A 13,280-nucleotide genomic window follows, 5' to 3' on the forward strand; every position below is an offset into this window, starting at 1 on the left:
AAGAGGCGAGATCAAAATCCACTAGGCTGATGGGGTATTGATTCCCTACTTTTCCGATGGGAGAAGGCATGCTCTTCTTAGGGGGCGACCATGTCGATAACTCTTGCCATCATTCTCGCTCAGGCCGCCGCTGCCGAGGCCGGTCAGCAGCCGGTGGAATTGCAAAGCCAAGTCTCCACCAATCAGGCGGGCCAAACGCCAGCCGATCAGCCTGGGGAGCCAGCGGAGGAGGTCGGGCGCCTGGGGCCGGCCCAGCAAGGGGGCGGTGACATCGTCGTGACCGCGCGGCGCCGGGCAGAGACGGTGCAGGACGTGCCGATCGCCATGTCGGTTATTGGCGGCACGGCATTGGCGGAGACTGGCGCGTACAACGTCAACCGATTGACGCAGCTGCAACCCTCGCTCCAATTCTATTCCACCAATCCGCGCAATTCGGCTGCCAATATCCGCGGATTGGGTGCGCCGTTCGGTCTGACGAACGACGGCATCGAGCAAGGTGTCGGCATCTATGTCGACCAGGTTTATTACAGCCGCATCGCGTCCGCGACGTTCGACTTCACCGACACGGAGCGGATCGAGATCCTGCGCGGGCCGCAAGGCACGCTCTATGGCAAGAACACGACCGCCGGCGCCATCAACATCACGACGCGTAAGCCGAGCTTCGAGACCGAAGCGCGCGTAGAAGTGACCGGCGGCAACTACGAGTTCTTCCAGGGCAAGTTCTCGCTTTCGGGGCCGCTGGTGGACGATGTGGTCGCCGCGCGCATTTCAGGATCGGTGACCACCCGCCGCGGCACGGTTTACAACACGCTGCAGCGTGAGTGGCAGAACAGTCAGGACAATATCGGCCTGCGCGGTCAGATGCTGTTCCAGGCAGCGCCCAACTTCGATGTGACGCTTTATGCCGACTACAACCGGCAGAACCCGAATTGCTGCGTGCAATATTATGCCCGGGTGGGCGCCACGCAGCGGCCGCTGGCACGCCAATATGCGGCACTTGCCGCGGCATTCGGCTATGCCCCCCCTTCGACCAATGCGTTTGATCGGCTGACGGATGTCGACACCGACCTGCAAGCCAAGCAGGAGCTTGGCGGTGCGTCGGCGCTGGCGAACTGGAACTTGGGAGCGGGAACGCTGACGTCGGTAACGGCGTGGCGTTTCTGGCATTGGGGTCCGTCCAATGATCGCGACTTCATTGGCCTTCCCGTGACGCCAGTTTCCGCCAATCCGTCTCAGCAGAGCCAGTTCACGCAGGAACTGCGCTTCGCCTCGGATACCAAGGGGTCCGTCGATTACACCGTCGGCGCGTTCTATTTTTATCAGACGCTGGATACCCAGGGCCTGCAGGTGCAGGGCCCGGCCGCGAGCCGCTTCCTGCTCAATCCCGGCAACCCGCCGTTTGGCCCGAATGGTTGCGCCACCGCGACGGCGGCAGCCTGCAACCCGGCTATCCTGAACGGCCTCACGTCACGCAACCAGATCAGCTTCAAGAACACATCGGCTGCGCTGTTCGGCAAGCTGACCTGGCGGCCCACGGAGCAGTTGGAGATCGCACCAGGCCTGCGCGTCAATTACGACAAGAAAGAAGGGCAATATATCGCCACGGTCACGACCGGAGCCGGCAGCACGACGCTGACCAACGATCAACGCGGTGTTCTTGCCCCCCAGAGCTACAGGCCCGAGTTCGACAACTGGAATATCTCCGGCGACATCACTGTGTCTTATGAGTTCGCGCCGGACATCCATTACTATGCCACCTATGCCCACAGCTATAAGTCCGGTGGGATCAACTTGTCCGGGCTTCCGCTGGACGGCGCGAACAATCCGATCCTGGCGGTTCAGACGATCGATCCAGAGACGGTGAACCATTTCGAACTGGGCTTGAAGACGCAGTTCTGGGACCGGCGTGCGACCGTGAACGTCGCCGCATTCTGGACCGAGATCGACGATTATCAGGCGACGGTGAACAACCAGCAAGTGGGCGTTCTGCGCGGCTATCTCGCCAATGCCGGCAAGGTGCGCACGCGGGGCGTCGAGGTGGATAGCGCGTTTCGGCCGTTCGACGGGCTGAACCTGTACGTCAACGGCGCTTATACTGACGCCAAATACGTCCGCTTTGTGGACGCACCGTGCCCGCCGGAACTGTCGGGTGGTACGACGGCCGCGGCGGGGCAGGCGGCGAGCGCGCCGGGCACGCCGGGGGGGATCAGCCCGCAATCCTGCAACATTTCCGGACAAGTGCTGCCGGGCGTTTCCAAATGGGCGTTCAGCTATGGCGCCGAATATGGCATCCCGACCCAGATCGGTGGCCTGTCAGGCCAGGTGTATATCGGCTATGACGGCAGCTACCGTTCGCGGTTCTCGTCGAACCCGTCGCCGTCGCGCTATACCTGGGTGGATGGCTACGCCCTGTCGAACTTCCGGTTGGGCTTCAAGAATGACGATGGGCTGAATGTCTTCGCCTGGCTGCGCAATGCGTTCGACGAGGATTATTTCGAGCTGCTTGCCACTCAGTCCGGGTCAACTGGCCTCATCGTCGGCCAGCCGGGCGATCCGCGTACTTACGGCGTGACCCTGTCAGCGCGGTTCTGATTGGTGTCGCTCAGTCCCGCAAATGATCGCTGAGATACGCGATCAACGCCTCCACTCTGGCGGGGCGTAGCGGGCTGGGCGGTGTCAGAAGGTGCAAACCGATCGGCTCCGGGCGCCAGTCCGGCAGCAGCTCCACCACGGCTCCATCGCGGAGCGTATTCCCCAGGATGAAGGCGGGCAGGCGCGCTATTCCGAGCCCGCCGACAAGCGCGGGGATCAGCGCTTCGCCACTATTGGCCGCCAGCGGGCCTTGAGCCTTGACCGAAATTTCCGCTCCGCCGGGACCACGGAAACGCCATGGGCCAATGAGGTTCGTGTACCCGAGCAGCTGGTGATCACCGAGCTGGCCCGGATGCGTCGGCGTGCCGTGCCGTTCCAGATAGGCCGGCGCTGCCACGAGATAGGATTGGATGGAGCAGAGCCGGCGTGCTCGCAGCGAGCTGTCGGGCAAATCCGCGATGCGCAGCGCAATATCGAAACCCTCCGCGACGATGTCGACCCGCGCGTCGGACAAGTGAAGTTCGACCTCAATGCCGGGATGGGCGGCGAGGAAATTGGTGAGGAGAGGGGCAACCTTGCTGACGCCGAAGGTCATCGGAGCGGCAAGGCGGATCCGGCCCGTGGGGGCGTGAGCTGCGTCACGCGCGGCCTCCTCCGCCGCGTGCGCCGAGGCAAGGATCATGGCCGCATGTTCGGCCAGCGGCCGTCCTGCCTCGGTCAATGCCAGGCGGCGCGAGGTTCGGTGAAACAGCGACTGGCCAAGATCAGCCTCAAGCCGGGAGATGGCTTTCGAGATCGTGGCCTTGCTCAGCCCGAGCGCCTCGGCAGCAGCAGTGAAGGAGCGGTGCTCGGCCACCGTGGCGAAGATGGCCCAGGCTTCAAGATCGGGCAGGCGCATAAAGGCGGTACTCGCTGTCTCTACCGCCGCCTGCTTACAGGTAGAAACAATCCGTTTCAATCGTTTCTGTTTATGTGGCGAACCAACGCTCTTACCTGTGTTGCAACAGACGGAGGTTCATCATGACCGACACTCGCACTCACATCGACATTCGGCCCTTCGCAACCCTTGGACATGCCGATCACGGCTGGCTGGATGCGCGGCACCACTTCAGCTTCGCCAGCTATCACGATCCCGCGCGCATGGGCTGGGGCGCAATCCGCGTCTGGAACGACGATACCATCGCGCCGCAGACGGGCTTTCCCCCACATCCGCACAGCGACATGGAGATCATCACCTACGTCCGCAGTGGCGCGATCACTCACCAGGACTCGATGGGAAACAGGGGGCGTACCGCAGCCGGCGACGTTCAGGTGATGAGCGCCGGTTCGGGCGTTCGCCACGCCGAGTATAATCTGGAAAGCGAGCCGACCACCTTGTTCCAGATATGGATCCACCCGCGGAGCAGTGGCGGCAGCCCGAGTTGGGGTGCGAAGCCCTTTCCCAAGCACGATCGGTCTGGCCGGTTCGTGACGCTGGCGAGCGGGTTCGCCGAGGATAACGACGCGCTGCCGATCCGTGCCGATGCTCGGGTCATGGGTGCGACGTTGAAGCAAGGCGAGCGCGTCACCTACGTGGTCGGGGACGGCCGCCATGCGTATCTGGTCGCGGCTGCGGGGGCGATTACGATTGATGGCGAACCGGTAGCGACGCGTGACGGGGTCGCCCTGGGCGGCGGCTCCTATGAGATCCTCGCCACTGCGGACTCGGAGCTTGTTCTCGTCGACGCCGAATGAATGAAGCCGGCCCCGCCAGTCTTGGGCGGGGCCGGCATTTTCCACCGACACTTTTCCCTACGGGCCAATCAAAAGGAGGTATTCATGACCAAGGTTCTCGTTCTTTATTACTCATCCTACGGGCACCTCGCCAAAATGGCCGACGCCGTGGCTGAGGGCGCGCGCGAAACGGGGGCTCAGGTCGACGTGCGGCGTGTGCCGGAAATAGCTCCCGCAGAAGTCGCCGTCGCTGCCGGTTTCCAGGTCGATGATTCGCATCCCGTGATCGAAGGCGTGAACGCTCTGGCGGAATACGATGCCATCATTATCGGCGCGCCGACGCGGTTCGGCCGTATGCCGAGCCAGATGGCAGCGTTCCTCGATCAGGCCGGCGGGCTGTGGGCGCGCGGCGCGCTGAACGGCAAGGTCGGCGGCGCCTTCACCTCTACCGCCACCCAGCACGGCGGCCAGGAAGTGACCCTGTTCTCAATCATCACGAACCTTTTGCACTTCGGCATGACGGTCGTTGGTCTCGACTATGGCTATCAGGCGCAAATGACGATGGAGGCGATCCACGGCGGCTCGCCTTATGGCGCGACCACGCTGGCGAGCGGGGATGGCAGCCGTCAGCCGAGCGATGTCGACCTGGGCGGCGCCCGTTACCAGGGCAAGCGGATCGCCGAGACCGCGGCCAAGCTTTCGGCCTGATTGTCGACCTTCTCGCTCACGGCTCCTCGCGGATCGGGTGAGCCGTAGCGGGAGCCGGCGCCCAAGAGCGCCTCGCGCAGACCTGCCGTTCCTCACGGCAGGTCTGTGCGCCCGTGCCGCTTAGCTGACGGTCCGATCCCCGCGCCTGTCCTTCTTCTTGCGTTTGCCCTTCTTCGGCTCCTCCGGTGCTGCCGGGGTCAGGGTCCGGACGACCGGCGGCGGAGTGATCAGCGGCGCTGGATCGACCGCCGGATCAGCGGCAAACTCCTTGCGCGCTCTGGCGAACAGGAAGCGGGCGCGAGCGGCTCCGGGCGCGCTGCCGGATACGCCTACCCAGCGCCAATGCCATGGCTCCCATTTGACGCCCTGTTTGTTGCTGGGCGGGAAAGACATTTCGAAGCCGAAGCGCGTGGCGTTCGCCGCGAGCCAGCGGAAGGCCGGCTTCGCGGCCATGCACGCCTCCGCATCGGGGCAGCCGTCAGCCGGGCGAACGGTGAAATCGAGCGCATAGCCGGTCGCATGCTCGCTGTGCCCGGGCGGCGCCGCTGAGATCGCCCGGTCGGCGCCGCTCTCACTCTCTCGTGTGCGACAGAATGTGCTTTGCTGATACGAAAGCGAGCGGTGGCATGAAAAAGCGTACAATCGCCCCTGCACGGCGGGGTCGCCAGCGGCGGCGGTGATGAGGCGTTCGAGATCGGCCGCTACCTCCGGCCGCAATCGGCATGCGCCGACCGCGAGGTGAGACGGAACTGCCACAAGCGTCCCGGGCGCAGCATCGCCATAGGGAAGGTGGCCAAGCGCGCGCCCGTCAGTCCCGATGGCGACGCTCACGCCGTTGCATAATTGAGCCTCGGCCGGCGCGGCGGCGAGCAGAACAAGGAGCGGAAAGTGAGCGCGCATCCTTGTCACTCTGGCCTCGGGAGGCTCGGGATGGCAAGGGCGGTAACATGCTTGGAGACCGAGTGCTCTTCCTCGATGGCGAGGCGTTGATAATCGATAAACCGGCGGGCCTGCCGGTGGATCGGCCGCGCGACGGCGCGATCAGCCTGGAGAATCACCTTTCGAATCTCACCTTCGGTTTTCGTCGCTGGCCCCAGCCGGTGCATCGACTGGATCGCGATACCAGCGGCTGTCTGCTCTTGTCGCGCAATCCCAAGGCCCACGCGCGGTTCCAGCAGGCGTTCGAAACGGGTGCCGTGACGAAGCGCTATTTGGCCATTCTCGATGGGGTGCCATCAGGCGAAGAAGGGACGATCGATATGCCGCTGGCGAAGATTTCGTCGGCGGAGCAGGGCTGGCGCATGCACCACGACCCGGCGGGCAAGGCGGCGCGCACGGGATGGCGCGTGATCAAGGTACAAGACGGCCGGGCGCTGGTGGAATTTCGACCGGCGACGGGACGTACACACCAAATCCGCGTCCATGCGCTCGAAGGGCTGGGCATACCCGTCCTGGGTGACCCGACCTATGGGAGCAGTCATCGTTCGGGCATGATGCTGCACGCAGCCGAGTTAATCGTGCCCCGGCCCGGAAAGCCTGATGCCGCTGCGCAGGCGCCCTGGCCGTCTCGGTTCCGGGACGTAGGCTTCGATGATTGATGTACCCGAGGACGCGCTGGAAGAGCGTTTCCTCGCGGCGACCGGCCCCGGTGGGCAGAACGTCAACAAGGTGGCGACAGCGTGCCAGCTGCGCGTCGACGTGTTCCGGCTGGGCCTGCATCCTGAGACTTACCGGCGGCTGAAGCTGCTGGCGGGATCCCGGCTTACGACGTCAGGCACGCTTGTTCTCACCGCTCGCCGGTACCGCACGCAGGAAGCCAATCGCGCAGACGCTCGCGAACGGTTGGCGGAGCTGCTCGCCAAGGCGGAGGAGCGCGACGCGCGGCGGGTGAAGACAAAGCCGACGCGCGCGGCCAAGGCCAAGCGGCTCGATGAGAAGAAAGGCCGCGGTGCGGTGAAGGCGGGACGCGGGAAGATCCGCGACTATTGAACGCGTCGCGCCGTGTATTATATCGCCCACACACCTACTGGCGGGACGGCAATGGCGAAAAAAGGCAAGAAGAGCGGCTTCCGAATTCCGAAGGAAATCGGCGGCGTGAAAGTGCCGAAAGAGGCGCGCCGCGCCGGTGAAGCCTTGATCGACAGGGCCAACAGCCCCGCAGGGCGTCAGGCGCTCGCCTCGGGTCTCGCGATGGCGGCGACCGTTGCCGCGGCAGCGGCGGCGCGGCAGACGCGTCACCATGATAGCTCTTCTAAGTCGGACTCCGCCAAGGAAGGGCCGGGCGCCGGTGGCACGGACGCCAACCGGGTAGCAGACGCCATCGGTGAGGCGGCGAACGCGTTCATGAACCGGATCTTCGGCCAAAAGTAGTCACACAGCGCTGAGGGAAACGTCAGCGCCGCCGCTTCCTAAGTGGCAGACGCTACGGTAACGCTCTGTTGAAGCAACAGAGTCGCAGTGAGTGGCCGGGACGAAGGACATAACGAACCAGTTCCTGGAGGCCGCAGTCGACCCGGCACGTTGGATGGACGTGCTGGAGCGTCTCGCGCATGAAACCGGCTCCGATCATGCTCAGATCATCGGTGTGGGGCCAAGCTTTTCACTTGAGTTCAACTGGGTCAACGACATGGATGCTTCGGCCCATGCTGTTGCCGACCGCGCAGAATTGATGACGCCGGCGACCAATTATCGTGTCGCTGCGGGGCTCACCCAATCCTCTCGGACGATTTCCTGGGAAGACCGATACGAGGCGATCAAGCCGCACCTGACCGACGACGCTTACCTCGACATGTGCAACGACCTGCGGATACCCTTTGGTTGCCAGACCAATCTGCTTGTCGAAGCAGACGGATTGATCGGCTTTGCGCTTTTGCGGTCGGATCGAAACGGGCCCACGGACGCAGAGACGCGCGCCTTATTCGCCAGCGCGTGCGCACCTGCCGCCGCCGCTGTGTCGCTTCAGGCGGGGCTCGAGCGTGAGGGATATCAGCTAGTGGCCGGCGCTTTCGAAGTGATGAGCGTCGCGTGTTTCGTGCTGGATCGGTCCATGTCCGTTCGGGCGATGAGCCGCGCGGCCGAACAATTGCTTTCAGATGGTACGCTGCAGTTGGTGGATGGCCGTGTGACTGCCTCATCTCCCGGCGCCCAGCGCCGGATCGGGTCGGCTACGACAGCGGTGATGGAGGGCCGGGCTGCCGCTGCCAGTGTCGCCGCGCCGGACGCCGCCGGCATGTTGATGCTGAAGGTGCACCGCCTGCCGTCGCGCGAATGGAATATGGGCTTTGCGCCGTTTGCCATCCTGATCGCCAAACGCCCGCCGGGCGGGAGCGACGCGGATGTTGCGGTTCTTCGCGACGCCTACGGGTTGACCGTGGCCGAGGCGGAGATTGCGATGCTGTTGAGGGCAGGGCGAACACGAGAAGCGATATGCGCGGTGCGTGCCATCACGCGCGAGACCCTGCGCAGCCACCTAAGATCGTTGTTTTCCAAGCTGGGCGTGAAGAAGGAAACGGAGGCCATTCACCTACTGCACGCCCTGCTTAGTTGATGAGGCAGCGATCAGGGATCGTTACGATCCCGGGAAGCTGACGCAACCTCATGAACGGCCTGCACCTCGGGATAGGGCATGATCAGTTTGCCGTCCGGAGCCGCGGTAAACGTGGTCTGCGTGGGATAGGGGATCGCAATCCCCTCGGCATCGAAACGGCGGTAAATGGCGAGGCCAACGGCATGCCGGGCATCATAGGCGGTCTGGTAATCCGCAGTCGTTGATTCGAATTCGAGTTCGAAGTCGATCGATGATGCGCCGAAGCTGACGAAACCTGCGCGCACGAAAACCTGATCGTTGCGCTCCACCTCTTCCTTGAGGATTTGAGGGAGGCGATCCAGCAGATCGCGGCTGGTTTCATAGGCGACACCGATGGCGAGCTTGGTTCGGCGACGATCGCGCTGCGTATTGTTGACGATCTCCTTGTCCAGAAGGTTGCGGTTCGAGATGATCCGCTGCTCCCCGTTAACACCTCGGATGCGCGTGGACTTGAGGCCGATCTCCTCCACGGTGCCGGAACTGGAATCGTAGGTGATCGAATCGCCGCGACGGAATGGCCGGTCGAAGATGATCGCGAGCGCCGCGAAAAGATCGGCAAAGATCCCTTGCGCCGCAAGGCCGATGGCGATGCCGCCGACGCCAAGACCAGCGACAAGGCCGGTGACGTTCACGCCAAGATTGTCGAGGACGACGACCAGCGCGATGGCAAAGACCACGATGGTCACCAGCAGGCGAATGAGCCCCATCGCGTTCATCAGCGCTTCGCCGGAGTAGTTTTCCGCCCGGGTGCGATGCTCGATGGCGCCCAGGATCAACTCGCGTGCCCATGTCGCCGCCTGGAAGACGGCGGCCAGGGTGAAGAGGAAGTTGATCGTGGTCGCGACTATAACCGGTGGATCGGCATAGCCTGCCACCAACTGGGCGGCGACCATGATGATGAAGAAGGTGCTGGTGCGCTCGATCGCCCGGCCGAACACGGCTGACCAACCTTTGCCGGTGTGCGACCGGCCGGCGAGCCGCGGTCCGAGGCCGCGAAGCCACAAAAGGGCAAGGGCGATGGTGGTGCCGATCGCCAATGCAATCGCGATTTGCAGCCAATGCGCGCCGAACCAGTCGACGCTGGAGATCCAGAAGGTGGATATCTGCTGCTGAACGTCGTCGGCCGATATTTTCGGCAGGGGTGCCGCGCTGTTCTTCGCTGTCATCCGATCCTTCTACGATATTTAAATAGCCGCTGCGCCAGCGGAGATTGTCCTGTCGATCCCGGAGGTACGTCAGTCGATGCGCAGACGGCGAACGTGCATGGAACGGGCGCCCTCATGATTTCGCGGGATGCGGCGTTCACGCCGCCTCTCGCGCGCTTCCATTTTCGCCGGTTTCCAGAAAGGCGATTAGTCCTCGCTCGGCGCGGCTGAGCCACCGAGTGGTACGGGGAAGATGCAAGGCGCTCCGGAAGGCTTCCTGCCCATCCTTGATTAGCGCGATCAAGGCGGGATGGACGTAGGATTTGCGCGCGATAGCAGGGGTATTACCGAGCCGTTCCGTCACGGGCGCAAGCAAGGTCTTGAGGCTGATGTCCTTTTTCGCATGCGCCAGGGTTTCGAACGCGATCACGCTCGCCCCCCAAGTGCGGAAATGCTTGGCGGTGAAGTCCTCGCCCATCGCTTCCTTGATATAAGCGTTTACGTCCGAGGACGTGATCGGGCGAGCTTCCCCGCAGTCATCGACATATTGAAACAGCTTCTGACCGGGTAGATCCTGGCACCGCTTCACAAAGCGGGCGAGGCTGCCATCGGTAATGGTTAGCATCCGCAGCTTGCCGGACTTCGCCTTGTACTGAAGCTTCAACGTGCTGCCGCGGATCTTTGCGTGCCGATCACGCAGCGTCGTGACCCCAAAGCTCTTGTTGCTCTTGGCGTACGTCTCGTTGCCGATCCGCAGGTGCGCGATGTCTAGCAATTTGACGATGGCCGCGATCGTCTTTTCCTTGGAATGACCGCGGGTTTTGAGATCGGCCTCAACCCGCTCGCGAAGCCGGGGAAGCGCCCTGCCAAACGCGGCGCACAGATTATACTTCTCATCCTCCCGCGCGGCGCGGAATTCCGGGTGATAGCGATATTGCTTGCGGCCTTTTTCGTCCCAGCCGACGGCCTGAATGTGACCCGCCGGGTCCGGGCAGAACCATGCGTCGCGGTACGCGGGCGGCAGGCCGATGGCATTCAGCCTGTCAATTTCATCACGATCGGTGATGCGGCTACCTTGGGGATCGAAATAGGCCCAGCCATGGCGCATCTTCTTCCGGGTAATCCCCGGCTCCTCATCGTCGTGGTATACGATCTTCGTCGACGCCACTGGGCAACCTCCACATATCCCCGGAAATGCGTGGGCAGCCGCGCGGGTTCCGGAACGGGCCAGTCCCCCGCCGGTTATGGAGGGAAACCTGCATATCGGAGTTCCAGCGACATGGCCGACCTATCTCAAGCACGCGTGCTCATCCTCGCAACCGATGGCTTCGAGGATGCTGAACTGTTCGAGCCTCGCCAGGCGCTGCTCGACGCCGGCGCGCAAGTGACGCTGGCCTCGATCAAGACCGATCCGATCCAGGGCGTGAAGGGGGACACGGACCCGACGCGCACCATCACGCCGGATCTCACGCTGGATCAAGTCGACACCGAGGATTACGATGCGCTGCTGCTCCCCGGCGGCGTCGGCAATCCCGACAAGATGCGCATGGAGGATCGCGCCGTAGCGATCGTTGGTGAGTTCATGGATGACGACAAGATCGTCGCCGCCATTTGCCACGCCCCGTGGTTGCTTGTGGAAGCGGACGTAGTGGACGGGCGCCGCGTCACGAGCTGGCCGTCGGTTCGAACCGACCTGGAAAATGCCGGCGGTAATGTCGTGGACGAGGAGGTGGTGATCGACGAAAACCTGATCACTAGTCGCAAGCCGGACGATATCCCCGCATTCAACCGTGCGCTGATCGCTGCGCTGGAGGATGAACTCACCGAATAACGGCTTGTCCCTCACGCATGCGCGCCGCACGATGCCGCGCATGACGAGCGAGGTGCGACCGGCGGCGATCACAAGCCACTTCAAGCGAGTGCCTGCGAGCGGGCCTGCGGTGCCGGTGTCGCGAGCGCTGGCGGATGAAGTGCCAATCGCCATTGAGTGCAACGGCGTTGCCTATGCGGTGCTGATGGCGACGCCCGCTGCCGTGGAGGAACTCGCCGCCGGCTTTGCTCTTGGCGAGCGGTTGATCGACGGCGTGGACGACCTCCGCGGTATCGACGTGCATGATACAGGGGAGGGGATCCTCGTCCGGCTCAGTCTTGCCAGACGGGTGGCCGAACGCATCACCGAACGGGTTCGCCATAGGAGCTCGGACGCGTCATGTGGCCTGTGCGGAGTGGAGACGCTTGCGCAGGCGCTGCGGCCATTGCCTGCCGCAAAGCCTTGGGATGGTGACGACGCGGCGGTTTTCGCGGCCTTTCACGCCCTGCGGGATCATCAACCGCTCAATGCGGAGACGGGCGCGGTTCACGCAGCGGCGTCCTGCACGCGCGAGGGCGCAATCCGGGCCGTGTACGAGGACGTGGGCCGGCACAACGCTTTCGACAAATTGATCGGGTCCATGCTGCTTGCGCGGCAGGAGTGGGGCGGCGGCTTTGCCCTGCTCACTTCGCGCTGTTCGTTCGAACTGGTCGAGAAAGCGGTTCTCGCCGGATGTCCGATGCTCGCCACCATTTCGGCTCCCACCCGGCTTGCCGTGGAGCGGGCGGAGGGGGCGGGATTGGCGCTGCGTTCACTGGTGCGCGCAGATGCCTTGCTGGCAAGCGGATGACGGTGGGATCCCGTCGGCGTGTTAGTGCCTGCTTCCGCTTATTGTCCGAGACAGCCGGTGCGGTAAGGGCGCTTCATGCGCCCGTTCCTCAAATCCGTTCTGCTGGGCGCTCTGGCCGGCGCGGCGCCTTATCTGCTCGCGTCGCTCCTGTTCACATTGGTGGCCATTCCGCGTGCCTTCACCAGCATGCGTGAGTTCGCATCGCTTTTCTTGCTCGCTGCCTCTCCGATGATCGTTGCTGTTCCGATCGTCACAGCCGGCGGACTCATGATCGGATTGCCCACATCGCGCCTATTGAAGCGGTGGAACAAGGAGAACGGCTTTACCTATACGGGTGCCGGGGGCGGCTCGGGAGCCTTGGTGGCGTTGATTCTGGGGCTGCTGTTCGACCTCCCGGACCTGACATGGGCGGCGTTGCTAGGAGCCCTGAGCGGGGCGGTGACTGGCTTCAGCTGGTGGCGACTGGCGAGATCGCCACGCGCCCGAACGCCCGAGGCGCGCTAGCGCGGTCGTCGGGTCGGCGCGTGGAAGTCGGGCGGCTTGTTTGCAATCCAGCGCAGAAAGCGGGACATGGCCGGCAGTGCTCGCACCGCCTCCAGATCGGCAAGGCGTGCCAGCGTGTTATTGTCCGCCGCGGCGTGAATAGCGCGATGGCAGATCGGGTGGACTGGCGCCGTCTGAGTGCCACCCTTGCTTTTCGGAACGACATGGTGCCACTCGACCCGCGCGCCAAACAGGCGGCCGCACAGCGCGCATTCCGCAGGAGGTGGCGGAGCGATGCGAGCCTCCGCTGCAGCCATAGCGATCTTGCGTTTGACCCGTCCCATCGAGGCTTCATGTAGTGTCTTGGACAGCCGCTTGCAGCGGGCGGCGCAA

The 13,280-nt window shown here is 63.6% G+C and carries 15 protein-coding genes; 10 read left to right on the forward strand and 5 right to left on the reverse strand.

Annotated elements, in window-relative coordinates:
* The first annotated feature begins 90 nt into the window (after positions 1-90).
* Entirely contained in the window at positions 91-2,592 is a 2,502-nt protein-coding gene (locus LQ954_RS04130) for a TonB-dependent receptor (RefSeq protein ID WP_231022105.1), read from the forward strand.
* A 10-nt stretch (positions 2,593-2,602) separates the two neighbouring features.
* Here the strand turns inward: LQ954_RS04130 and LQ954_RS04135 are convergent, their stop codons facing one another.
* The gene (locus LQ954_RS04135) at positions 2,603-3,490 is read right to left on the reverse strand and encodes a LysR family transcriptional regulator (protein ID WP_227770718.1); all 888 of its coding nucleotides are present in this window, start codon (positions 3,488-3,490) and stop codon (positions 2,603-2,605) included.
* A 122-nt stretch (positions 3,491-3,612) separates the two neighbouring features.
* Between LQ954_RS04135 and LQ954_RS04140 the strand changes: the two genes are divergently transcribed.
* Positions 3,613-4,326 (forward strand): pirin family protein, encoded by a 714-nt coding sequence (locus LQ954_RS04140; protein ID WP_231022106.1) that lies wholly within the window; start codon positions 3,613-3,615, stop codon positions 4,324-4,326.
* Between the two features lie 84 nt (positions 4,327-4,410).
* Positions 4,411-5,013 carry an NAD(P)H:quinone oxidoreductase gene (gene wrbA, locus LQ954_RS04145; protein ID WP_231022107.1) on the forward strand — a complete coding sequence of 201 codons (603 nt, stop codon included), beginning with the start codon at positions 4,411-4,413 and terminating at the stop codon, positions 5,011-5,013.
* Between the two features lie 120 nt (positions 5,014-5,133).
* Here wrbA and LQ954_RS04150 read toward each other — a convergent pair whose 3' ends face one another.
* The gene (locus LQ954_RS04150) at positions 5,134-5,913 is read right to left on the reverse strand and encodes a M15 family metallopeptidase (RefSeq protein ID WP_231022108.1); all 780 of its coding nucleotides are present in this window, start codon (positions 5,911-5,913) and stop codon (positions 5,134-5,136) included.
* 47 nt (positions 5,914-5,960) lie between these two features.
* Here LQ954_RS04150 and LQ954_RS04155 point away from each other — a divergent pair, with 47 nt between their 5' ends.
* The 4 genes from LQ954_RS04155 (at position 5,961) to LQ954_RS16215 (ending at position 8,560) form a co-directional block, all read left to right on the forward strand.
* Complete coding sequence (locus LQ954_RS04155; protein WP_231022109.1) at positions 5,961-6,611, forward strand: RluA family pseudouridine synthase; 651 nt, start codon at positions 5,961-5,963, stop codon at positions 6,609-6,611.
* The gene (gene arfB / locus LQ954_RS04160; RefSeq protein ID WP_231022110.1) at positions 6,604-7,002 is read left to right on the forward strand and encodes an alternative ribosome rescue aminoacyl-tRNA hydrolase ArfB; all 399 of its coding nucleotides are present in this window, start codon (positions 6,604-6,606) and stop codon (positions 7,000-7,002) included. The genes LQ954_RS04155 and arfB overlap by 8 nt, the downstream gene beginning before the upstream one ends.
* 12 nt (positions 7,003-7,014) lie before the next feature.
* Positions 7,015-7,383, forward strand: coding sequence for a hypothetical protein (locus LQ954_RS04165; protein WP_231022111.1), 369 nt, complete (start codon positions 7,015-7,017; stop codon positions 7,381-7,383).
* A 91-nt stretch (positions 7,384-7,474) separates the two neighbouring features.
* Entirely contained in the window at positions 7,475-8,560 is a 1,086-nt protein-coding gene (locus LQ954_RS16215) for a helix-turn-helix transcriptional regulator (protein WP_231022112.1), read from the forward strand.
* Between the two features lie 11 nt (positions 8,561-8,571).
* On the opposite strand, the gene LQ954_RS04175 is transcribed toward LQ954_RS16215, so the two are convergent.
* Both LQ954_RS04175 and LQ954_RS04180 read right to left on the reverse strand, forming a co-directional pair.
* A complete protein-coding gene (locus tag LQ954_RS04175; RefSeq protein ID WP_231022113.1) occupies positions 8,572-9,765 on the reverse strand; it encodes a mechanosensitive ion channel family protein in 1,194 nt (397 codons plus the stop codon).
* 136 nt (positions 9,766-9,901) lie between these two features.
* Entirely contained in the window at positions 9,902-10,852 is a 951-nt protein-coding gene (locus LQ954_RS04180) for a DNA topoisomerase IB (RefSeq protein WP_227771081.1), read from the reverse strand.
* Between the two features lie 171 nt (positions 10,853-11,023).
* On the opposite strand from LQ954_RS04180, the gene LQ954_RS04185 reads away from it, so the two are divergent.
* The 3 genes from LQ954_RS04185 to LQ954_RS04195 all read left to right on the forward strand — a co-directional run bounded on the left by LQ954_RS04185 (position 11,024) and on the right by LQ954_RS04195 (position 12,908).
* Positions 11,024-11,575: a type 1 glutamine amidotransferase domain-containing protein gene (locus tag LQ954_RS04185; protein ID WP_231022114.1), complete on the forward strand. Its 552-nt coding sequence runs from the start codon at positions 11,024-11,026 to the stop codon at positions 11,573-11,575.
* 40 nt (positions 11,576-11,615) lie between these two features.
* Positions 11,616-12,404, forward strand: a complete 789-nt coding sequence (gene fdhD / locus LQ954_RS04190) for a formate dehydrogenase accessory sulfurtransferase FdhD (protein WP_231022115.1) — start codon at positions 11,616-11,618, stop codon at positions 12,402-12,404.
* A gap of 75 nt (positions 12,405-12,479) precedes the next feature.
* Positions 12,480-12,908 (forward strand): hypothetical protein, encoded by a 429-nt coding sequence (locus LQ954_RS04195; RefSeq protein WP_231022116.1) that lies wholly within the window; start codon positions 12,480-12,482, stop codon positions 12,906-12,908.
* Here the strand turns inward: LQ954_RS04195 and LQ954_RS04200 are convergent.
* On the reverse strand, positions 12,905-13,204 hold the full coding sequence (locus LQ954_RS04200; RefSeq protein ID WP_227771080.1) for an HNH endonuclease: 300 nt from the start codon (positions 13,202-13,204) through the stop codon (positions 12,905-12,907). The two genes, LQ954_RS04195 and LQ954_RS04200, sit on opposite strands and share 4 nt — an antisense overlap.
* Positions 13,205-13,280 lie beyond the last annotated feature (76 nt).

Origin of the sequence: Sphingomonas sp. IC-11 (assembly GCF_021043365.1) — a bacterium.
In the GTDB taxonomy this organism is placed as follows: Bacteria; Pseudomonadota; Alphaproteobacteria; order Sphingomonadales; family Sphingomonadaceae; genus Sphingomonas.

Coding starts and splice junctions, on each gene's coding strand:
- LQ954_RS04130 (WP_231022105.1), top strand. CDS start 91: ATGTCGATAACTCTTGCCATCATTCTCGCTCAGGCCGCCGCTGCCGAG.
- LQ954_RS04135 (WP_227770718.1), bottom strand. CDS start 3,490: ATGCGCCTGCCCGATCTTGAAGCCTGGGCCATCTTCGCCACGGTGGCC.
- LQ954_RS04140 (WP_231022106.1), top strand. CDS start 3,613: ATGACCGACACTCGCACTCACATCGACATTCGGCCCTTCGCAACCCTT.
- wrbA (WP_231022107.1), top strand. CDS start 4,411: ATGACCAAGGTTCTCGTTCTTTATTACTCATCCTACGGGCACCTCGCC.
- LQ954_RS04150 (WP_231022108.1), bottom strand. CDS start 5,913: ATGCGCGCTCACTTTCCGCTCCTTGTTCTGCTCGCCGCCGCGCCGGCC.
- LQ954_RS04155 (WP_231022109.1), top strand. CDS start 5,961: ATGCTTGGAGACCGAGTGCTCTTCCTCGATGGCGAGGCGTTGATAATC.
- arfB (WP_231022110.1), top strand. CDS start 6,604: ATGATTGATGTACCCGAGGACGCGCTGGAAGAGCGTTTCCTCGCGGCG.
- LQ954_RS04175 (WP_231022113.1), bottom strand. CDS start 9,765: ATGACAGCGAAGAACAGCGCGGCACCCCTGCCGAAAATATCGGCCGAC.
- LQ954_RS04180 (WP_227771081.1), bottom strand. CDS start 10,852: ATGCGCCATGGCTGGGCCTATTTCGATCCCCAAGGTAGCCGCATCACC.
- LQ954_RS04185 (WP_231022114.1), top strand. CDS start 11,024: ATGGCCGACCTATCTCAAGCACGCGTGCTCATCCTCGCAACCGATGGC.
- fdhD (WP_231022115.1), top strand. CDS start 11,616: ATGACGAGCGAGGTGCGACCGGCGGCGATCACAAGCCACTTCAAGCGA.
- LQ954_RS04195 (WP_231022116.1), top strand. CDS start 12,480: ATGCGCCCGTTCCTCAAATCCGTTCTGCTGGGCGCTCTGGCCGGCGCG.
- LQ954_RS04200 (WP_227771080.1), bottom strand. CDS start 13,204: ATGGCTGCAGCGGAGGCTCGCATCGCTCCGCCACCTCCTGCGGAATGC.